We start from the raw sequence: 20,679 nt of genomic DNA, 5'->3' as shown, positions 1-20,679 counted from the left end.
AGTTACTTGAATGAAAAAATCTGAAAGGAATGTTATGAAATATTTACCTTTTTCTAAATATTCATTGGCACTTACCAGTGCATTTATTTTATTTTCGCCAAATATCTTAGCGAAAACCCCATTAAACGATATATTAAAATATGCGTTTGTAGCAGATCCAACATTGGACGAAGCAAAAGCGAATATTGCTATGGCTGCAAGCCAAACAAAAGTATCTGAGGCAGGGCATTTACCTGTAGTATCCTTAACCGGGACATCGGTATTAAGCCAACAGCACCGTTATACCAGTGAACGTCGTTCGGGACCTGGTGTTGCTGCTAGGGTGAATCTTTATGCCTGGGGAGGTATTGAGGCGGAAATTGAACGTGATAAACATCGTGAAACTTACTATCAACACTCATTAACCGAAACGCAAGAAACCATGGGGTTAGAAATTTCTCAGTTTTATTTGACCGCACTTCGCGCGAAAGAAACGATTGACGTGTACAAAGAAAGTTTGCGTTGGCATGAGAAAACATTAAAGGATTTAGGCGTTATCGCAACATATGATGAAGGGCGTTATTCGGAAGTAAATGAGGCACTTTCCCGTAAGAATCAGGTTGAAACAACGATTTTGATGCAGGAGCGAGTGATGCAATCTGCATTAAATCGTTTAAGTCGATATAATCGTGGACAAGTATTAACTGAGAAAGAGTTGGTGGATCCCTTTAATAATATTGATGTTAAAACTTTTATTAGCCGATATAAAAATGCTGATATCAGACAAAACCCAAGTTATTTAGCACAGCAAGCAGAGTTTAATAGCTCAAAAGCAGCAGTGAAGGCGGCAAAAGCAAGACGTTTACCTGCAATCAATTTAGAAAGTACGGCGAATCGACATGAGCACGAGGTTTATCTGAATATGTCATGGGATATTTATAATCCGGCAACAAAATATGAAGAGCAACAACGTTATTATTCTCAAAAGGCGGCAGAGGCTAAATTACGTGAAATTGAACTTTCTGTGCAAGAAAAATCGTTAACTTCTGAGACAGATATGGTTAGAAACCAAAGACTGGCAGAGGTTGCACGGAAGCAAATAGTATTACAACGTAAAGTAGTTGAAGATAATCAACTTCAATTTGATGTTGCGGCAAAGAGTTTGATGGATCTTTTGAACTCATATCAAGAACTTTCACGTGTGCAGCTTGATGAGGTGACTGCGCGTAATGATTTTCGTGACGCAGCATTAGCCTATTTGGCTTCTCAAGCTCGTATAGCAAATTGGGTTGGGGCAGAAAAATCGCCCACAAAATTTTAAATAGAAATAACAAAAGAAATACGTGAGTTGTATGAAATCAATTATTGAACATTTGGCGTTAGTGACTCAGTTACATGGTACGCCTATTGCACAGGAAGCATTAACCGCACAAGTTATGAGAGATCAGCGGTTGGATGTAAATTTTTCTTCTTTAAGAGAAGTATTAAAAACCTACGGTTTTGAAAATTCTATTTCAAAACGTGCTTTAACCGATATTCCAAGTCTTGCAACTCCGGTTGTTGCGATTTTGAAAGATGAAGAAGCTTTGGTGATTAGCAAAATTGAGGGAACAGGGGTAAACCGTCGTTTTCATATTCGTCAAACCGATAATGTAGAACGAGTATTAGATTATAATGATCTCAAAGATATTTATTTAGGGTATTGTTGGTTTATTAAGCCAAAGGTTACGTCTGATATTCGTTCTGAATTACCGGAGTATCACTTACCAAAGGCTTGGTTTTGGAAAGTGATTTGGCGTTTTAAAGCCTACTATGGACAGGTCATTTTAGCTACCTTTATTATCAACTTCTTGGCACTGGTCAGCTCATTGTATGTGATGAATGTATATGATCGTGTCATTCCAAATAAAACGTATGAGACCTTGTGGGCATTGAGTATCGGGGTTGTATTAGCGATTAGTTTTGAGTTTGCAGCCAAAATGATTCGTGGACATTTAACCGATATTGCCGGTAAAAAAGCGGATTTGATTATTAGCTCCGCTTTATTCCGGCGAGTAATGGCATTGAGGCTCATTGATAAACCTGCTTCTTCAGGCTCTTATGCTAATAACCTACGTGATTTTGAGTCCGTACGTGAATTTATGACCAGTGCTAGTTTACTTGTGTTGGTAGATTTGCCTTTCCTCTTTTTATTCGTCTTTGTTATTTATTTAATTGGTGGGAAATTAGCACTTGTTCCACTCATTATTATTCCGACTGTAATTTTAGTGGGAATTGCGGTACAACCTAAATTGGCGGCAAGAATTAATGAATCGATGCGTGAATCGTCACAACGTCAAGGTTTAATCGTTGAAGCATTAGACGGTATTGAAACATTAAAAGCTAATAATGCTACGAATTGGGCGCAACAACGCTGGGATATGTACACTGCAAAAACCTCGGCTTCACAGATTAAAGTTAAGGATTTAAGTAACTTTGTGGTGAATTTTTCTGTCGGATTACAGCAATTAAATACTGTATTCTTAGTGCTTTTAGGTACCTATTTAATTCATAGTGAAGACGAAGCAAGCCGTATTACGATGGGGGCATTAATTGCCTCGGTGATTTTATCCGGACGAGCATTAGCCCCTCTTGCTCAAATTGCAGGATTAGCAACCCGTTTCCAACAAGCTCGCTTAGCATTAAAAGGGGTGGATGAAATTGTGAACCGTCCAATCGAAAGAGTCGCTGATCGTAAGTACATTACCTTAAAACAAACTCAAGGCAAAATTAGCTTTAATAATGTGAACTTCCAATATAATAAGGAAAGCCCGAATGCCTTATCACAGCTATCGGTTACCATTAATCCGGGTGAAAAAGTCGCTATTTTAGGGCGTGTTGGGAGTGGGAAAAGTACGCTACTTAAATTAGCAGCCGGTTTATATGAGCCTCGTGGAGGTAATGTTACTTTAGATAATGTGGACTTACGTCAAATTGACCCAAATTATCTTCGTAATCAAGTCGCATTGTTCGGGCAATCACCACGTCTTTTCCTCGGTTCATTACGTGAAAACTTGGATATTGCCAGAGCGGATAATTTTGCAGGTGATGTTGAATTGGTTAATGCATTACATCGTTTTGGTTTAGAACATTTGGTGAATAGTCACCCAAGAGGATTGGATATGCCGTTGGGGGAAAATGGGCAAGGCTTATCCGGAGGTCAAAAACAATTGGTAGCGCTTGCTCGTTTAACCATAAAAGATCCACGGGTTGTGTTATTAGATGAACCCACTAGTGATCTTGACCAAGGAACGGAAGAAATGGTTCTACAAGCACTTGCCCGCTGGATGGGAAATCGCACCATGATTATGGTGACCCATCGTCCTCAAGTATTGAAGTTAGTGAATCGTATTATTGTGATGGATAACGGAAAAGTTGCGATTGATGGGCCAAGAGATGCGGTTTTAGAGCATTTAAGAAAAAATGAACAAAAACAAGCGCCTCAAGGACAAGAATCTCAGATACAACAAAAGCCAGCCGCTAATACGACTGAAGGAGCAGAATAGTGAGTGAAAAAATAAAACAATCAGATTTAGCATTAATTAATGATTTGAATGCAGCGTTACAGGTTGAAAAACACAGAGGTATTTTTTCGGTCATCATTCTCTTTTTTATTTTCCTCGTCACTTTTGTGATATGGGCATATTTTAGTCCCCTTGAAGAAGTCACTCGTGGACAAGGTAGTGTGATTCCAAGTAGCCGTGAGCAAATAGTGCAGAGCTTGGATCCCGGGATTATTCAAGATATGAAGGTTAAAGAGGGGGATGTGGTTGAAAAAGGGCAAGTGTTACTTACTCTTGATGATACCCGTAGTTCTGCGATTTTACGTGAAAGTGAAGCAAAAGTGCAAAACTTGCGGGCAGTTGTTGCTCGCTTACAAGCGGAATCTGCCGGTAAGCCATTAGTATTTGCCGATGATATTCCTGGGGATGTTATCTCAAGAGAAACAGCAGCCTATAATGCTCGCCGTAAAGCAATGCTTGATGCCGTGAATGGTTTGACACAAAGTAAAGCACTTTTAGATAAAGAAATTGCAATTACTCAGCCAATGGTAAAAAAAGGGGTAGTATCACAAGTCGAATTGCTCAGAATGCAGAGACAGTCTTCAGACTTTGCTCAACAAATTGCAGAGCGTCGAAATCGTTATTCTGCAGATGCGAATAATGAATTGGTGCAAGCAGAGTCTGAGCTTGCCCAAGCCAGAGAAAATATGGCAATGCGTGCCGATCCGGTAGAACGTTCACAAATTAAAGCGCCTTTACGTGGTGTTGTAAAAAATATCCGTATTAATACCGTGGGTGGGGTGGTGCAGGCTGGACAAGATATTCTTGAAATTGTACCGTTAGATGACACTTTGCTTGTACAAGCTTATATTAGCCCGAAAGATGTAGCATTCATTCGACCTGGGCAACCTGCTTTAGTAAAAATCAGTGCTTACGATTATTCTATTTATGGTGGTCTTGAAGGGAAAGTGACCTTAATAAGTCCGGATACATTACAAGATGAACGTCGTCGTAGTGAGTTAAATTTAAATGCCGATCAAGCTTATTATCGAATTTTGATTGAAACTCAAGGGACATCAATCACTGATAGCAAGGGGCAAAAGCTGGATATTACGCCGGGGATGACGGCAACAGTAGATATTAAAACCGGTGAAAAAACGGTTTTCCAATATCTCATCAAGCCAATTACACGTATGAAACAGGCATTGCAAGAACGTTAGTCTATAGAGTAAAAAGTGTTAAACATGGAAATTTAACGCTTTTTATTTTGAAATAAAAAAGTGCGGTGAAAATTCACCGCACTTTTTTGCTTTATTCAGTCGCTTCTTTTAAAGAAACTTCAGGATCGGGTTGACCGGTGATGCGATTACGTAAATCACGACGAATAATTTCAATTGTCCAGAACCAGAAAATATGACCGACTAATTCGGAAATATGTTCATAGAGTGGCCATTCTGAAACCGGTGGCGTTAAACCTAATGCCGGGAAGGTGATGTAGTGTACACAGATGTTTGCGATAATACCTGCACCGATACCTTGCCAGAATTTGATTTTAGGGAAACGTTCTGCCACTAAGCAGTAACCAATAGCGAAGACCAATGAGAAGGCGATGTGTGTTACACCAATCCAGTTAAAGGCATGATCAGCAAAAGTAAATGCTGCTTCTGTTGGGTCGATACCTAGATAGTCACGTAAGAAAACGTGTGGTGGGTTTAGAAATGCACGTGAACAAACCTGTAATACTTGATCTTGGGTCAATCCCGTGATGTCCACCTTACAAGCTGCAGCGAAGAAATCAATTGGACTACGTGGTGGGAAAGGATGCTCCGCCCCCCATTTTACGAATGCAGAAATAATCCCTGCGATGATACCGACAAAAATCGCCACACCATAACGGCGACGATTTGGCGGAGTTTGAGTAAAAATACCTGACATATTTTGCTCCGAAAGTGTTGGAAAGATTAACCGCACTTTTTATATCGTCAAAGTACGGTACGAAATTTCACCCTTAGTGCGATGATTCATTTGTCTTTTGGAAAAGTGAATGAGCGACAGCTTTAAGGCGAAACAGGTGGCAGATTTTTCATCAATTTATTTATTCCGTCAAGGTTTAATTTGCCTGTTACGCCCAAAAAAAGAGCGGTCGTTATTTATAAAATAACGACCGCAGCTTTATAAAAGCCTGCTAAAATTATAATTTTTCAGCAAGCATTGTTTCCAATTTTTCTTGGTCAATGGCAAATTTACGAATACCTTCAGCCAATTTTTCGACCGCCATGGCATCACTGTTGTGCTGCCAGTAGAATTCCGCTTCAGTTAACGGTTGAGGTTTGGCTTTCACTTCACCTTTATATTCAAGTTTACGCACAAGTGCGGTTGAATTTTCTTGTAATTCTTTGAGTAGCGGTGGTGCAATTGTTAAACGATCACAACCGGCTAATTCAGTGATTTCCCCCACATTGCGGAAGCTTGCTCCCATTACTACGGTATTGTAACCATACTCTTTGTAATAATTGTAAATTTTGGTCACAGAAATCACGCCCGGATCTTCAGCAGGGGCATAGTCTTTCTTGTCACTGTTTGCTTTGTACCAGTCTAAGATACGACCTACGAATGGCGAAATTAAATACACGCCAGCTTCCGCACAGGCACGCGCTTGTGCTTCAGAGAATAATAAGGTGAGGTTACAGTTAATGCTTTCTTTTTCAAGAATTTCTGCCGCACGGATACCCTGCCATGTTGAAGCGATTTTAATCAAAATACGATCATTTGAAATACCGGCTGCATTGTAAAGGGCGATCAGTTTACGGGCTTTTTCAACGGTAGCTTGCGTATTGTAAGAAAGGCGGGCATCGACCTCGGTAGAGATACGTCCCGGGACGATTTTTAAAATCTCTAAACCAATGTTTACTGCTAATTTATCTTCCGCATCAATCAGTTGCTGTGCTTTGTCGCTACTTTGTGCTTTGGCATAGTTTATGGCTTCATCAATAAGAGGGGCATATTGTGGCAGTGCTGAGGCACTTAAAATTAAAGAGGGGTTAGTTGTCGCATCTTGAGGTTGGTATTTTTTGATGGCTTCAATATCGCCGGTATCTGCAACCACAACGGTCATGCTACGAAGTGAATCTAACTGAGTTGTCATTTGTCTTCTCCTTACTCGTTAATTTGATTGTATTACGATAGCATAATTTGAATTTGAAGTGAAAGTGAGAAATGCAATATATTCAATTGTTTTTTAAAGAAAAATTAGAGTTTTCTATTTTTTATTGAAACTGTGATCAATGTCACATTTTTATGAAAATAAAACCTTTACAAATTTTAATATTTAAGATAAATCAATTAGACCAAGGAAGATTTCAATATAATTAACCCTAAGAAAGGAGTGTCTATGCAACATCACTTACTCAGTAAATTTATCTTGTCCTCTCTCACTTTAGTGATCTCAGGTAGCCTTTATGCCGCTCAAGTGCCTGTGGGAACAGAGCTTGCACCGGTACAAAATATCGTGATTAATAATGGATCGGAACCGCAAAGTTTCGATCCGCATAAAACGGAAGGTGTACCGGAATCACAAATAGCCTATCAGCTTTTTGAAGGCTTAGTCAGCACTGATCCAAATGGTGAATTCATTCCGGGCGTTGCCGAAAGCTGGGAAAGCTCGTCGGATTATAAAACTTGGACATTCCATCTCCGCAAAGAGGCGAAATGGTCAAACGGTGATCCAATTACAGCTCAAGATTTTGTGTATTCTTGGCGCCGTTTAGTTAATCCGAACACGGCTTCACCTTATGCCAGCTTTTTAGACTATATGCAGGTGGTGAATGCGCAAGATATTATTGACGGCAAGAAAAACCGGAAGAATTAGGCGTTGAAGCCAAAGACGATTACACCTTTGTGGTTTATTCCTCTAACCCTGTGCCTTATGCTGCCGGCCTAACAACCCACCAATCCTTATTGCCCGTACCGCAAAAAATCATTGAAAAATTTGGTGATGCTTGGGTGAAAAAAGAAAATATTGTGAGCAATGGGGCTTACAAACTAAAAAATCACGTTATCAATGAAAAAATTGAATTTGAACGCAACCCGCTTTATTGGAATGATAAAGAAACGGTAATTAATACGGCGACTTTCTTAGCTATTGAAAATCCAAGTACCGATGTCTCTCGCTATCGTGCCGGCGATTTAGATATTACCAACTACGCACTTCCACCTGAGCAATTCGCCAAGTTGAAAAAAGAATTGCCGGATCAGGTATTTACTGCCCGCACTTTGGCCACTTATATGTATGAAATCAACAATCAGAAAGCGCCTTTTAATGATAAACGGGTACGTCAAGCCTTAAACTATGCCCTTGATCGTAGCGTGATTACAGATAAAGTCATGGCGCAAGGTCAGACCCCGACCTACGTTTTCACACCAACTTATATCGCAGAGGGAGAACTTATTCAGCAACCGTCTTATTCCCAAGAACCAATGACAAAACGTAATGAAGAGGCGATTAAGTTATTGGAAGAAGCCGGTTTCAGTAAATCTAACCCGTTGAAATTCACCATTCTTTACAACACCAATGAAAATCACAAAAAAGTGGCGATTGCCGCCGCCTCTATGTGGAAAGCCAATACCAAAGGCTTAATTGATGTGAAATTAGAAAACCAAGAATGGAAAACCTATATTGATAGCCGTCGTGCCGGTCGTTATGATGTCGCTCGTGCCGGTTGGAGTGCGGATTATAACCAAGCGACAACCTTTGGTAACTATTTCTTATCGACCTCCAGCAACAATACGGCAAAATACGCCAATGCGGAATATGATAAAGCAATGGCGGAATCTTATTTAGCCGGCGATGCGAAAGGACGTGCGCAAGCCTATGCCAAAGCAGAAGCGATTTTGGCGAAAGATTTCGCTATCGTGCCGGTTTATAATTATGTTAACCCACGCTTAGTAAAACCTTATGTGGGTGGCTATACCGGTAAAGATCCGCAAGACCATATTTTCTTGCGCAATCTTTATATCATTAAGCATTAAGAAAAAAGTGCGGTTGGAAAAACACCTGTTTTTTTGACCGCACTTTTATTTTTATCAAATTCTTGCCTCATAAACAGAGAAAGAAAATATCTCAGTCATATTTTAGGGGGGAGTAACCATGTTCAAATTTATTCTTAAACGTGTGTTAGAAGCGATTCCCACATTGTTTATTTTAATTACGTTTTCTTTTTTCCTCATGCGTTTGGCGCCGGGCAGCCCTTTCACTTCCGAACGTGCCTATCCGCCTGAAGTGATGGCAAATATTGAAGCAAAATATCATTTGAACGAACCGCTGCATAAACAATACTTTCTTTATTTAGAAAATCTCTCCAAGGGTGATTTTGGCCCTTCGTTTAAATATAAAGATCAATCTGTGAACGATTTAATCGGCGCGGCATTTCCAGTCTCTCTCAAACTCGGCAGCATTGCTTTTTTGTTTGCCCTCACGCTGGGTATTTCTGTCGGCACAATCGCCGCATTAAAACAAAACAGTCGGTGGGATTACATTTTGATGAGTATGTCGATGACAGGGGTTATTATGCCCAGTTTTGTCTTCGCCCCGCTACTTGTATTGTTTTTTGCCATTTGGCTTGGTTGGTTGCCGGCCGGTGGTTGGAATGAAGGCGCCTTGCCTTATTTAATTTTACCGGTTGCCTCACTCACAATTGCCTATGTGGCGGGAATTGCTCGAATTATGCGGGGTTCAATGATTGAAGTGCTTCATTCCAATTTTATTCGCACCGCCAAAGCCAAAGGGCTTTCTACCCATCGAATTATTTTAAAACACGCACTGCGCCCCGCACTTTTACCTGTTATCACTTATCTCGGCCCCGCATTTGTGGGCATTATCACGGGTTCAATGGTGATCGAAAGCGTGTTCGGTTTACCGGGCATGGGGAAATTATTTGTGAATGGTGCACTGAACCGTGATTATTCTGTAGTATTAAGTTTAACCATTCTGGTTGGCACGCTGACTATTTTGTTTAATATGATTGTCGATATTTTATATGCCGTCATTGACCCGAAAATTCGTTATTAGGAGTGTGCAATGAGCCAACCTATTAATCAAAAAAATACCGAATTTGTAGAACAACTTGCAGAACGTGTGGAGGGAATGCAACTTGAGGGGCGAAGCCTCTGGCAAGATGCGAAACGCCGTTTTTTCCGCAATAAAGCCGCCGTAGTCAGTTTAATTTTTTTAATGCTGATTGTGTTATTTATTACTTTTTCCCCTTTCTTTTTTCCCTTCACTTATGAAGATACGGATTGGAATATGATGGGCGTTGCCCCCACTACGGAGGGATTGCATTTCTTCGGCACGGATTCATCCGGTCGTGATCTACTGGTTCGGGTTGCCATTGGCGGGCGGATTTCCCTGATGGTGGGGATTGCCGGTGCGTTAATTTCGGTGATAATCGGAACAATTTATGGCGCAATTTCCGGCTACTTTGGCGGCAAAGTGGATATGGTGATGATGCGATTCTTAGAAATTCTCAGTTCATTCCCCTTTATGTTTTTTGTGATTTTGCTGGTCACCCTTTTCGGGCAGAATATTTTATTGATCTTCATTGCCATTGGTGCGATTGCTTGGCTGGGTTTGGCAAGGATTGTACGGGGTCAAACCCTGAGCCTCAAAAACAAAGAATTTGTTGAAGCCGCTATTGTATGCGGTGTGCCACGCCGTCAAATAATCCTCAAACATATCATTCCCAATGTATTAGGTTTAGTGGCGGTTTACGCCTCTTTAGAAGTACCGGGATTGATCCTATTTGAATCCTTTTTGAGTTTCTTAGGTTTGGGAACACAAGAGCCGATGAGCAGTTGGGGGGCATTATTAAGTGATGGCGCAGCACAAATGGAAGTCGCTCCTTGGCTTTTAATTTTCCCCGCATTCTTCCTCTGCTTAACACTATTTTGTTTTAACTTTATCGGCGATGGCTTGCGTGATGCCCTTGACCCGAAAGATCGCTAGGAGAGGTTTATGGAAAAACAACAGCAAAATCAACCGCACTTATTAGAGGTGCAAAATCTCTACGTCAATTTCCATACCCCCGATGGCATTGTTACGGCAGTGAATGATCTTAATTTCACCTTAGATGCTGGACAAACCCTCGGCATTGTGGGGGAATCCGGTTCCGGTAAATCCCAAACTGCCTTTGCCTTAATGGGCTTGCTTGCAGCAAACGGGAAAGTTTCCGGTTCAGCCTTATTTAACGGCACACAACTGGTCAATTTACCAACGGCACAACTCAATAAAATCCGCGCAGAGCAAATTGCGATGATTTTCCAAGATCCGATGACCTCCTTGAATCCCTATATGAAGATAGGTGAACAATTAATGGAAGTTTTGATGTTGCACAAAAGTTACGACAAACAAACGGCATTCAATGAATCGGTAAGCATGTTGGACGCAGTGAAAATGCCGGAAGCCAAAAAACGTATGGGGATGTATCCGCACGAATTTTCCGGCGGTATGCGCCAACGTGTGATGATTGCTATGGCATTACTTTGTCGCCCCCAATTACTGATCGCCGATGAACCAACCACCGCACTGGATGTGACGGTACAGGCACAAATTATGACCTTATTGAATGAACTCAAACAGGAATTTAACACGGCGATTATTATGATCACGCATGATCTTGGTGTGGTCGCGGGGATTTGTGATCAAGTGCTTGTGATGTATGCCGGTCGGACGATGGAATACGGCACAGCGGAACAAATTTTCTATCACCCGACCCATCCTTATTCCCTCGGGCTGATGGAGGCGATTCCCCGCCTTGGCAGCAAAAATGAAACGCTCGTCACGATTCCGGGAAATCCGCCAAATTTGTTACATTTACCGATAGGCTGTCCGTTTTCACCCCGTTGTCATTATATCGGAGAGCAATGCAAAACTGCACCAAAACTCACCGCACTTTCCCAAGGGCATTTACGCAACTGTTGGATTCCGCCGGAACAATTTGAGGGACAAACCTTATGATTAAAGAGAAAAATCTGTTATTAGAGGTCAAAAATCTGGGCGTATCTTTCAAAATTAAAAATAATAAAGCCCTCTTTTTTGCTAAACCACAAACCTTAAAGGCAGTGAAAAATGTGTCTTTTCAACTTTATGCCGGCGAAACCTTAGGAATCGTAGGGGAATCGGGCTGTGGCAAATCCACTCTTGCCCGTGCCATTATAGGCTTAGTGGAAGCAAACGAAGGCGAAATTGTTTGGTTGGGCAAAGATTTACGTAAACAATCGCCCAAACAATGGCGTGATACACGTAAAGATATCCAAATGATTTTCCAAGATCCCCTTGCTTCCCTCAATCCTCGCATGAATATTGGTGAAATTATTGCGGAGCCGCTCAAAATTTATCAACCTCACTTAAATGCAGAACAAGTGAAGGAAAAAGTGCAAGCGATGATGTTAAAAGTGGGATTATTGCCAAATTTGATTAATCGCTATCCGCACGAATTCTCAGGGGGACAATGTCAGCGTATTGGTATTGCCCGTGCATTAATTATTGAGCCGAAAATGATTATTTGTGATGAGCCAGTTTCCGCATTGGATGTATCTATTCAAGCCCAAGTGGTGAATTTGTTGAAATCATTACAAGAAGAAATGGGACTGTCGCTGATTTTTATTGCCCATGATCTTGCAGTGGTAAAACATATTTCCGACCGTGTATTGGTGATGTATTTAGGCAATGCCATGGAATTGGGTCGTGACGATGAAGTGTATCATCACACTAAACACCCTTATACCAAAGCGCTAATGTCTGCTGTACCGATTCCCGATCCCAAATTGGAACGAAATAAAAATATTCAGCTGTTAGAAGGTGATCTTCCTTCACCGATTAACCCGCCTTCAGGTTGTGTCTTCCGTACAAGATGTCCGTTGGCAGATGAACGTTGTAGTACACAAAAACCGGCATTTAATACTGATAACGGCACTCATTTTGTGGCATGTTTGAAGGTGTAGGGGGGGAATAAAAAGGGAGAGGCAATCCCCTTATTTTGTTTTTTGGCTATGTTCAATATGAATATTTTGGATTTAAAGCGTTATCAGATGTCTATTTGGAAGAGGGCATTCCTCATCTGGATATGGTGAGAAAATGGGAATAACTTGCAAGGGTTGATAACTCTATATTTTCCCTAAATAACTATGTTAGTATTCACCACTTTTTTACAATACATAAGGAATTTTATGAAAAAGACCGCACTTTTCTTAGCTTTAGGACTAATCACTTCGACTTCTTTTGCCAAAGTTGGTGATATATTTAATACTCAGCAGGCGGAGCCGTTTAGCGGTAAAGTCTTAGTGGATGGGTTACAAAGCCCGTGGGATATGGCGATTGACCGGAACGGGCAGCTTTGGGTCACGGAAGTAGGTGGCAATATTTTATTAGTGGATGCGGAAACTGGCAAACACCAAGTGATTCATCATTTTGATGATGTGGTAAACGGTGGACAACAGCAAGGGTTGTTAGGTTTAACGCTCGATCCGAATTTTTTATCAGGCAAAGAGGACAATATACTTTATGCTGCCTATGCGTATAAAGGAAAAGACGGTCAAGAACATACTAAAATCGTCAAACTCACTTTGGATAAAAACGCCCGTAACGTGGAAAAAACGGAGATTGTGTTAGATAACCTGGCTTCTTTCACCGATCACCAAGGTGGTCGCTTGCGTTTAGGACCGGACGGAAAACTTTACTATACTATCGGTAATCAAGGCGCGAACCAATATTCCCGTACTTGCTATGCGGATCGTGCGCAACGCTTACCGACCCAACAAGAGGTGGATAACAAAGATTTTGCTGCTTATGAAGGAAAAACTTTGCGTTTCAATATTGATGGCTCAATTCCCGAAGATAATCCGGTCATTAATGGCGTGAGAAGTCATGTTTATACCTATGGACATCGTAATCCACAGGGCATTGTATTTGTAGGCGATAAGTTATTCCAAGAAGAACAAGGGCCGGGGTCTGATGATGAAGTGAATTTATTAGAAGCCGGTGCGAACTATGGTTGGCCGCATGTGGCAGGTTATCCGGATAATCAAAATTATGTTTATACCAGCTATGCGACAGCAGACAAATGTAATACTTTACCGGAAACCATCGGCGATACGAAATTTGAAACCTCAGGTGGGGAAGCACCAAATAAAATGGTGGCACAAAAAGAGACCGATTTTAGACAGGAAGAAAATTATCGTAATCCGCTAAAAACTTTCTTCACCGTACGTAATGGACATAATATGTTCGACCCGAATTGTCCGGATTCCAGTTATTTATGTTGGCCAACTGCGGCACTTTCAAGCATTGCTTACTATCCGAAAGACGGCAAAGTGAAAGAGTGGCGTAATTCTATTTTAGTATCAGGGCTGAAAAGCGGCGGAATTTATCGTATGCCATTGAATGGTAACAGTGATGATGTTCAAGGCGAACTCTACAAACATTTCACCAGCCCGAATCGCTACCGTAATGTGGAAGTCAACCACGATGGTAGCAAAATCTACGTGATGACTGATACAGCAGGCGCTTCACTTGGATTGGGCAGCAAACAAAACATGCAAATGCAAAACTCAGGCGCAATTTTGGTATTTGAGGCGAAATAAGACAGGTAATCTGCATCTTGAGTGTTGAAGGTGCAGATTTTTATTGGTCAGAGATGAAAGAGGGGTGGAATAGTCTATCTTTGATATAGCAAAATTGTTTATTGATATTACTATCTTTCCCTATTAATAAATCAAGAAAAGTGGTGCTTTACTTGGGTACACCGCGCAATAGTGGTACCGGCTCGTAGGGGGTGGTGGAAGTTGGTGCCGGAATATCGTTAAACAATAAAATAAATGGCTTTGGTGGGACAATGCGTTCATTTCGCCATAAGCTTCCCATTCCAACAAGTTGAATATCTGAGGGGAGATGTTGTAAACCTTGTTTGAGAACGGCTACCGTATTTTTCCGAGGATGCCCGATAGCGATAGCTGTGCCGTGTTTTCTCGCATATTGAATAGCGGCTTGAAACTGGCGCTGTACATCAGAAAATTCATTACTATCATCTAAGAAAATATGACGATCAAGTGAACGTACACCTTGTTCTTTAGCGATTTTTCCGGCAACGGAACGCCCGATTGTTCGGCTATCTAAAAAGAACAAACGTTGTTCATGAAGTGCACTCATAAGGTGGCGCATTAGTGTGCTGTCTGCAGTGGCGGCACTCCCCATGTGGTTATTCATTCCTATCGCATAGTTCACGATATTTTTAGCCGCTTGAACACGTTGTATGACTTGTTCTGCTGACATACCTAAATGTAGTCCGCCTTCTTCAATTTTCGTTTGCCCTATAGGTTGCATAGGCATATGAATCAGAATATCACGCCCTTGATTTTTGGCTTCTTGGTTACGGGCTTTGGCGTAGGGGGCTACAGGGATAATCGCCACAGAGATTTCACGAGGCATTGAAAAAATTGCTGCATCTTCTTTAGGATGGTAGCCCACATCATCAATGACGATGGCGAGTTTGCTTTGCGCAATGGCTAAAGTTGAGAAAAGTGCGGTAGAAAAAAGAGTGAAATTTTTGATCGCATTTTTTAATGAAACATTCATTATTTTATCCACCCTGCCGGATTGACCGGAACACCCTTACGGCTGATACCAAAATACAATGCCGGACGGGAGACTTCACCAGTATTGCCCACCTGTGCAATGGTTTGTCCGGCTGAAACAAGTTGATTTGGTTTAACGAAAACCGCTTGATTGAAACCATATAAACTTAGATCGCTATCCCCGTGTTTGATAATCACCATATATCCGTAGCCGTTAAGTTGACCCGCTAGAATGACCCGACCGTTGGCAATAGCCCGTACGGGCGTACCGTTTGGAGCGCTAATGACCATCCCCTTCCAGCGGGCTTCACCGGCTTGAGTAGAGCCAAATGCGTATAGCGTTGAACCATTTACCGGTTTACTATACTGACGTTTAGCCGAACCTAAACCATTGGTACTATTCATTAGCTGACGCTCTTGTACTGTAGGTTTATAGGGTTTAGCGGTGCGTTTTTCTTCCGCTTGTTTGCGTTGTGCCAAAGCCTCCCGCTCACGTTGTTCTTGTTGGCGGGCTGCTTGTTCTGCACGTTGAATTTCTTGGCGTAATGCCGTTTCATTAGCACGTAAACGTTCTAATTTATTTTGATCCTTATTAATATTTCTATTTATTTCATTTAATGTAGATTGGCGTTCACGTTGAACTTTTTCTAATTCTTGTTGCTGCTTTTTTTGAGTTGATAGTTGACCTTTATGGCTTTGTTGTTGCCCTAAAATAGCTTCTTTTTGTTTTACAATCTGTGCTTGTGTCGCTTGCAGATGATGAATCATCTCAATGCGTGTTTGATTTAAATGCTCATAGTACACCTTCATTCGAGCCGCTTTTTTGGCATCTTCCGATAGCATTCTTTCTAACACGGAGGGATTTAATCCCGAACGATAAATCACATCAATTTGCTTGGCAAGTTTTGCTTTTTGCTCGCGTTCTTGTTTTTCTAATTGTTTGATTTGTTTATCTGCTTCTGAAATTTGTTTACGAATCTCTTTAAGGCTGAGTTCTGTTTCACGCAATTTGCCTACGACAGAATTAATTTGGCTTTCTTGATTTTTTAGGGTGGATTGGAGCTTTGCCTGCTCACGTTTTTGTTCCGCAAGTTTGGATTCTTGTTGTTTGATTTGTTGTTGAATTTGGTTGAGATCGGCACCTTGGCTATTGGCTGAAAACAACAACGCCGCACAATAAAAAAGTGCGGTTAAAATCGATGATGCTTTTGGGCGGAAGAGAAAAAGCGACATAATTCATCCTAATTCACAAAACTGCGCAAATCTTATCATATTTGTTGAAAGGCGAAAAAGTTTCGCTCGGATTTTTTGCGGAAGATCAGGAAATCCTGCCTTTTTGCTTTTAAACAAAGGGATTTTTTGCTATAAAGTGCGCATTCTTTTTTAGTTAAAATATGAGGAGATCCCCATGGAATTAGTATTCATTCGTCACGGTTTTAGTGAATGGAATGCGAAAAATTTATTCACCGGTTGGCGTGATGTTAATTTAACCGAACGTGGTGTGGAAGAGGCTAAAGCGGCAGGTAAAAAATTATTAGATGCAGGCTATGAATTTGATATTGCGTTTACTTCAGTATTAACCCGAGCGATTAAAACTTGTAATATCGTGTTGGAAGAATCGCATCAGTTATGGATTCCTCAAGTGAAAAACTGGCGTTTAAATGAGCGTCATTATGGTGCATTACAAGGTTTGGATAAAAAAGCAACGGCAGAACAATATGGTGATGAACAAGTTCATATTTGGCGCCGTTCTTATGATATTTCCCCGCCGGATTTAGATCCAAAAGATCCAAATTCTGCACACAATGACCGTCGTTATGCAAATCTTCCATCTGATGTGGTGCCAAATGCAGAGAACTTAAAACTTACCTTAGAACGCGCGCTTCCATTCTGGGAAGATCAAATTGCACCGGCAATGCTTTCCGGTAAGCGTGTTTTGGTTGTGGCACATGGTAACTCCCTTCGTGCGTTGGCAAAACATATTATCGGTATTTCTGATGAAGAAATTATGGATTTTGAAATTCCGACCGGTCAGCCGTTAGTATTAAAACTTGACGACAAATTAAACTATGTAGAACATTACTACCTTTAATTTTTAATTTGATTAAAAGTGCGGTTAATTTTAGCCGCACTTTTTGTTTAAGGAGATGTTAATGAACAACTTAATCCGTATTTTTTTGCCTTTATTGGCTTTTGTGACCACGACAGTGATGGCTGTGCCGGCTCATCATACCCCGAAACAAAGGGTTCAGCAGAGTAAAAAATTATCAGTAAAAAATGTAGAGAAAAAAGCCAAGGACAAGAACGTCGCGAGTAAAAAAACTGTACAGAAAAAATCAACCTTAAAATCGGAGAAAAATACGGTTAAAAAGCAAACTATCGCAAATAAAAAAAGTACGAAATCACAAGGACAAAAAACAGCTCAAAAAGAGATAAAGAAATCGAATAAGAACAATAAAACGCAGCAAAGTGTGGTGGAGAAAGATACTAAAAATGAGGTGTCGAAATCTATGCCACTTAGCCAAGCTAAAAAAAACGTCATTGCGCCGAAATGCCAAGATAGTCAGGTGATGAAGGTTCTTTCTGACGCATTTAAACAACAAGGCAAGGCGACAGGCACACCAATGACGGTAAAACAAACGAGTCAGACTCGTGAAACACAATATTATCCACAACAAGGTATTCGTAGTTGCTATGCATTAGTGGAAACCAATGGCAAAAAATATCAAACGAATTACAGCGTAATTTTAAATGAAAATGGATTTTTTGTTCAGGTAGAAAACGCGCAAGCAATGTTTTGATCGTTAAAGAGACAGGGGGTTATTTCCCAAGGATCTCTACTAAAAAATCAGCCACTATCCTCACTTTTTTTGAATGGCGAACATCTTGGTGCATAACCAAATACATAGGGGAATTAAATGAACCTAATTCTTCAATTTGCACAAGATTTGATGTCTTAGCATAGCAATCTGGTAATAATCCAATACCGATTTGTTGGCTAATCGCGGTTTTCATTAATTGGAAATCATTACAAGCAAATATGATTGGTCTATTATATAGCTGGGTTTTTAACCAATTGCTATGCTCTCCACTTAAATTTAAACTAAGATATTGCCATTGGCTTGGCGTGTGATCAGAAAGATATTGAGGATGGGCATACCAATTGTAAACAACGCCATGTAGGCGTTTGGCGACTAAATCATTTTGTTGTGGCTTAGCGATGCGTAAGGCGATATCTGCCTGACGTTGGTGTAAATTACTTATATTTGTCTCGCTTTGTAGAATTAATCGAATATTCTGAAAGCGTTGATAAAATTCCCTCAGTTTTAGACTTAGCACGCCTTTGGCGACAAATGGTGGTGCAGAGACAACCACTTCTCTTAACAGCTGTTTATGATCTTTTGCTGCTTGGGTAAATTGTTGAATATTAAGCTGTAATTTTTTTGCTTCATGATATAGGTGCTTCCCCTCATCTGTCAGCAAATAACGTTTGTTGATGCGATTAAATAAATGTATCTCAAGTTGTTTTTCTAAACGCTCAATTCGACGGGAAACCGTGGAATGTTCTACTTCAAGTACATTTGCCGCTGCGGTTAGAGTCTGTTTTTCAACTAACAGGATGAAATAATGCAGATCGTTCCAGTCTAAGTTCATTTTATTGTGCATAAATAAACAATGTTGTGCATTTTATGTATTTTATTGAACATAAGCAAGAAGTAAACTGCAGCGTGTTTTACAAAACTGGAAGTTAAAATGAAGAAAATCAAAATTGAAGTGTACTCGGATTATGCTTGCCCATTTTGTTATATAGGCAAGCGTTATTTAGAGCAAGCATTAGAGCAATTTGAATATGCAGAAAACGTGGAAATCATCCATAAAGCTTATGAATTATATCCACAAATTGGAAGTGAAGTAACAGGTACAACACAAGAGCGTATTGAATGGAAATACCATAAAACTGCAGAGGAAGCTCTTGAGATGATTCGCAATATTGAGAGTTTAGCAATACGAGCAGGGATTGCGATGAATTATGAAAACACTCAAAACACAAACACGTTTACCGCTCATCGTTTGGCAAAATTTGCTGAAAGAAAAGGTAAAGGTGAGGAAATGCATGAACGCTTGATGAAAGCCTATTTTGTTGAGAATCTTCCCCTCGCAGATTGTGAAAATTTAGTGAGATTGGCGGCTGATATTGGTCTGAACGAAACGGAGGTAATGGAATTTCTAGATGATGATTTACTGTCTGATGAGGTATGCAGCGATGAAGAACAAGCCAAACAAATTGGTGTAGAAGCCGTACCATTTTTTATGATTAACGGTGAAATTTCTGTGCTGGGCTCACAACCACCCGAACAATTCTTATTACTGCTTGAGCAAATATATCAAGCTAATAATACTCAATTTGCTCAAGGGGTAAGTTGTGGGATTGACGGATGTCATTAATATATAAATTTTCAATATGAGGAAAGGACATATGAATAAAAAATTAGTCAGTTTATTCACCGGTACGGTACTTGCCGTGTCTATGAGTGCGGCATTCGCTTCACCAATCTACACGCCCGCTAAAAATATTGTTCCCATGCAATTAACCCAAGTCCCTGGTTACTATCGAGTGATGTTGGGAGATTTTGAAGTAACCGCATTATATGATGGTACCGCTTCTTTAGATTCGGCTTTGTTTGCTAATTATAGCAGACTTAGCCAAGAAGAATTAGAGGCGATGATTAATCATGAGTTTTCCCCTCGTACTTCCACTGGCGGGGTTGATACGGCGATTATTGCTTTTTTAATCAATACCGGAGAGAACTTAATTTTGGTGGATGCGGGTAAAGGTGATGTGCAAGCGCCGATTTTTATTGATGAAAAAGGTATATTGCTTCAAAGTCTTGAAGCTGCTGGATATAAAGCTGAACAGATTGATATCATTCTACCTACTCATATGCACGCTGATCATTTCAGTGGTGTCACGTTAAATGGCAAAATGGTCTTTCCTAATGCAACGATTTATTTATCTAATCAAGAAAAATCTTTTTGGCTGGATACCGCAATGGATAAAATCTCAGAGAATGCCAAGCCTTTTGTACAATGGGCTCGTGATGCCACCGCCCCCTATTTAAAAGCGAATAAGGTGAAATTTTATAATGCCGGTGATGAAGTGATTCCAAATGTGAAATCTGTTCCATTATTTGGCCATACACCAGGGCATAGTGGTTTCATTTTCGAATCAAAAGGCAAAAAAATGCTTGTATGGGGAGATTTAATGCACAACCACGCCATTCAAATGAAACACCCTGAAGTCGCCGTTGATTTTGATGCGGATTCCATTTCAGCACGTAAAAGCCGTATGAATATGCTACCTGAAATTGTGAAAGACAAAATGTTGGTTGCGGGAGCACATTTACCCTTCCCCGGATTAGGACATTTGAAAGCAGAAAGAGAAGGAGGATATCGTTGGATCCCTGTTGAATATCGTATTTTTCGTAAAAATTAACTAAATTTTGACCGCATTTCTGTCATTGAAAAAGGAAAA

17 protein-coding genes and 1 pseudogene are annotated in these 20,679 nt (G+C 40.5%); 13 read left to right on the top strand and 5 right to left on the bottom strand.

The window, feature by feature from the left end:
- The first annotated feature begins 34 nt into the window (after nucleotides 1–34).
- The 3 genes from E4T92_RS05230 to E4T92_RS05220 are packed head-to-tail and all read left to right on the top strand — an operon-like array spanning nucleotide 35 to nucleotide 4,741.
- Nucleotides 35–1,300 (top strand): TolC family protein, encoded by a 1,266-nt coding sequence (locus E4T92_RS05230; protein ID WP_135093700.1) that lies wholly within the window; start codon nucleotides 35–37, stop codon nucleotides 1,298–1,300.
- A 31-nt stretch (nucleotides 1,301–1,331) separates the two neighbouring features.
- Nucleotides 1,332–3,524, top strand: a complete 2,193-nt coding sequence (locus E4T92_RS05225; RefSeq protein WP_135093699.1) for a type I secretion system permease/ATPase — start codon at nucleotides 1,332–1,334, stop codon at nucleotides 3,522–3,524.
- Nucleotides 3,524–4,741, top strand: coding sequence for an HlyD family type I secretion periplasmic adaptor subunit (locus E4T92_RS05220; RefSeq protein WP_208605821.1), 1,218 nt, complete (start codon nucleotides 3,524–3,526; stop codon nucleotides 4,739–4,741). The genes E4T92_RS05225 and E4T92_RS05220 overlap by 1 nt, the downstream gene beginning before the upstream one ends.
- 91 nt (nucleotides 4,742–4,832) lie before the next feature.
- Here E4T92_RS05220 and E4T92_RS05215 read toward each other — a convergent pair whose 3' ends face one another.
- Entirely contained in the window at nucleotides 4,833–5,456 is a 624-nt protein-coding gene (locus E4T92_RS05215) for a DUF1440 domain-containing protein (protein WP_077542953.1), read from the bottom strand.
- Between the two features lie 256 nt (nucleotides 5,457–5,712).
- Entirely contained in the window at nucleotides 5,713–6,666 is a 954-nt protein-coding gene (gene tal, locus E4T92_RS05210; RefSeq protein ID WP_135093698.1) for a transaldolase, read from the bottom strand.
- Between the two features lie 246 nt (nucleotides 6,667–6,912).
- Here tal and E4T92_RS05205 point away from each other — a divergent pair.
- The 6 genes and pseudogenes from E4T92_RS05205 (at nucleotide 6,913) to E4T92_RS05175 (ending at nucleotide 14,156) form a co-directional block, all read left to right on the top strand.
- Nucleotides 6,913–8,549: pseudogene (locus tag E4T92_RS05205) on the top strand (ABC transporter substrate-binding protein).
- 118 nt (nucleotides 8,550–8,667) lie between these two features.
- Nucleotides 8,668–9,588: an oligopeptide ABC transporter permease OppB gene (gene oppB / locus E4T92_RS05200; protein ID WP_135093697.1), complete on the top strand. Its 921-nt coding sequence runs from the start codon at nucleotides 8,668–8,670 to the stop codon at nucleotides 9,586–9,588.
- 9 nt (nucleotides 9,589–9,597) lie between these two features.
- Complete coding sequence (oppC, locus tag E4T92_RS05195; protein ID WP_135093696.1) at nucleotides 9,598–10,521, top strand: oligopeptide ABC transporter permease OppC; 924 nt, start codon at nucleotides 9,598–9,600, stop codon at nucleotides 10,519–10,521.
- Nucleotides 10,522–10,530: 9 nt separating this feature from the next.
- Entirely contained in the window at nucleotides 10,531–11,532 is a 1,002-nt protein-coding gene (locus tag E4T92_RS05190) for an ABC transporter ATP-binding protein (RefSeq protein ID WP_135093695.1), read from the top strand.
- A complete protein-coding gene (gene oppF, locus E4T92_RS05185; protein ID WP_135093694.1) occupies nucleotides 11,529–12,518 on the top strand; it encodes a murein tripeptide/oligopeptide ABC transporter ATP binding protein OppF in 990 nt (329 codons plus the stop codon). The genes E4T92_RS05190 and oppF overlap by 4 nt, the downstream gene beginning before the upstream one ends.
- 225 nt (nucleotides 12,519–12,743) lie before the next feature.
- Nucleotides 12,744–14,156 carry a glucose/sorbosone family PQQ-dependent dehydrogenase gene (locus E4T92_RS05175; protein ID WP_135093693.1) on the top strand — a complete coding sequence of 471 codons (1,413 nt, stop codon included), beginning with the start codon at nucleotides 12,744–12,746 and terminating at the stop codon, nucleotides 14,154–14,156.
- Nucleotides 14,157–14,304: 148 nt separating this feature from the next.
- Here E4T92_RS05175 and E4T92_RS05170 read toward each other — a convergent pair whose 3' ends face one another.
- Both E4T92_RS05170 and envC read right to left on the bottom strand, forming a co-directional pair.
- The gene (locus E4T92_RS05170) at nucleotides 14,305–15,147 is read right to left on the bottom strand and encodes a divergent polysaccharide deacetylase family protein (protein ID WP_135093692.1); all 843 of its coding nucleotides are present in this window, start codon (nucleotides 15,145–15,147) and stop codon (nucleotides 14,305–14,307) included.
- Nucleotides 15,147–16,379: a murein hydrolase activator EnvC gene (gene envC / locus E4T92_RS05165; protein WP_135093691.1), complete on the bottom strand. Its 1,233-nt coding sequence runs from the start codon at nucleotides 16,377–16,379 to the stop codon at nucleotides 15,147–15,149. Before envC ends, E4T92_RS05170 begins: the two co-directional genes overlap by 1 nt.
- Nucleotides 16,380–16,554: 175 nt before the next feature.
- On the opposite strand from envC, the gene E4T92_RS05160 reads away from it, so the two are divergent.
- On the top strand, nucleotides 16,555–17,238 hold the full coding sequence (locus E4T92_RS05160) for a 2,3-diphosphoglycerate-dependent phosphoglycerate mutase (RefSeq protein ID WP_077542938.1): 684 nt from the start codon (nucleotides 16,555–16,557) through the stop codon (nucleotides 17,236–17,238).
- Between the two features lie 61 nt (nucleotides 17,239–17,299).
- Complete coding sequence (locus E4T92_RS05155; protein WP_228063555.1) at nucleotides 17,300–17,947, top strand: hypothetical protein; 648 nt, start codon at nucleotides 17,300–17,302, stop codon at nucleotides 17,945–17,947.
- Between the two features lie 19 nt (nucleotides 17,948–17,966).
- On the opposite strand, the gene E4T92_RS05150 is transcribed toward E4T92_RS05155, so the two are convergent.
- Entirely contained in the window at nucleotides 17,967–18,800 is an 834-nt protein-coding gene (locus E4T92_RS05150) for a LysR family transcriptional regulator (RefSeq protein WP_135093689.1), read from the bottom strand.
- Nucleotides 18,801–18,899: 99 nt separating this feature from the next.
- Here E4T92_RS05150 and E4T92_RS05145 point away from each other — a divergent pair, with 99 nt between their 5' ends.
- Both E4T92_RS05145 and E4T92_RS05140 read left to right on the top strand, forming a co-directional pair.
- Nucleotides 18,900–19,592, top strand: a complete 693-nt coding sequence (locus E4T92_RS05145) for a DsbA family oxidoreductase (RefSeq protein WP_228063554.1) — start codon at nucleotides 18,900–18,902, stop codon at nucleotides 19,590–19,592.
- 31 nt (nucleotides 19,593–19,623) lie between these two features.
- Complete coding sequence (locus E4T92_RS05140) at nucleotides 19,624–20,640, top strand: MBL fold metallo-hydrolase (RefSeq protein WP_135093688.1); 1,017 nt, start codon at nucleotides 19,624–19,626, stop codon at nucleotides 20,638–20,640.
- Nucleotides 20,641–20,679: the final 39 nt, after the last annotated feature.

The sequence above is a fragment of the Pasteurella sp. WM03 genome, assembly GCF_004570945.1.
Taxonomy (GTDB): domain Bacteria; phylum Pseudomonadota; class Gammaproteobacteria; order Enterobacterales; family Pasteurellaceae; genus Rodentibacter.
The sequence above is the reverse complement of the archived record's forward strand: the minus strand, read 5'-3'. Positions and strand labels throughout refer to the sequence as shown.

Coding starts and splice junctions, on each gene's coding strand:
- oppC (WP_135093696.1), top strand. CDS start 9,598: ATGAGCCAACCTATTAATCAAAAAAATACCGAATTTGTAGAACAACTT.
- E4T92_RS05215 (WP_077542953.1), bottom strand. CDS start 5,456: ATGTCAGGTATTTTTACTCAAACTCCGCCAAATCGTCGCCGTTATGGT.
- oppF (WP_135093694.1), top strand. CDS start 11,529: ATGATTAAAGAGAAAAATCTGTTATTAGAGGTCAAAAATCTGGGCGTA.
- tal (WP_135093698.1), bottom strand. CDS start 6,666: ATGACAACTCAGTTAGATTCACTTCGTAGCATGACCGTTGTGGTTGCA.
- E4T92_RS05170 (WP_135093692.1), bottom strand. CDS start 15,147: ATGAATGTTTCATTAAAAAATGCGATCAAAAATTTCACTCTTTTTTCT.
- E4T92_RS05140 (WP_135093688.1), top strand. CDS start 19,624: ATGAATAAAAAATTAGTCAGTTTATTCACCGGTACGGTACTTGCCGTG.
- E4T92_RS05155 (WP_228063555.1), top strand. CDS start 17,300: ATGAACAACTTAATCCGTATTTTTTTGCCTTTATTGGCTTTTGTGACC.
- envC (WP_135093691.1), bottom strand. CDS start 16,379: ATGTCGCTTTTTCTCTTCCGCCCAAAAGCATCATCGATTTTAACCGCA.
- E4T92_RS05190 (WP_135093695.1), top strand. CDS start 10,531: ATGGAAAAACAACAGCAAAATCAACCGCACTTATTAGAGGTGCAAAAT.
- E4T92_RS05145 (WP_228063554.1), top strand. CDS start 18,900: ATGAAGAAAATCAAAATTGAAGTGTACTCGGATTATGCTTGCCCATTT.
- E4T92_RS05175 (WP_135093693.1), top strand. CDS start 12,744: ATGAAAAAGACCGCACTTTTCTTAGCTTTAGGACTAATCACTTCGACT.
- E4T92_RS05230 (WP_135093700.1), top strand. CDS start 35: ATGAAATATTTACCTTTTTCTAAATATTCATTGGCACTTACCAGTGCA.
- E4T92_RS05160 (WP_077542938.1), top strand. CDS start 16,555: ATGGAATTAGTATTCATTCGTCACGGTTTTAGTGAATGGAATGCGAAA.
- oppB (WP_135093697.1), top strand. CDS start 8,668: ATGTTCAAATTTATTCTTAAACGTGTGTTAGAAGCGATTCCCACATTG.
- E4T92_RS05225 (WP_135093699.1), top strand. CDS start 1,332: ATGAAATCAATTATTGAACATTTGGCGTTAGTGACTCAGTTACATGGT.
- E4T92_RS05150 (WP_135093689.1), bottom strand. CDS start 18,800: ATGAACTTAGACTGGAACGATCTGCATTATTTCATCCTGTTAGTTGAA.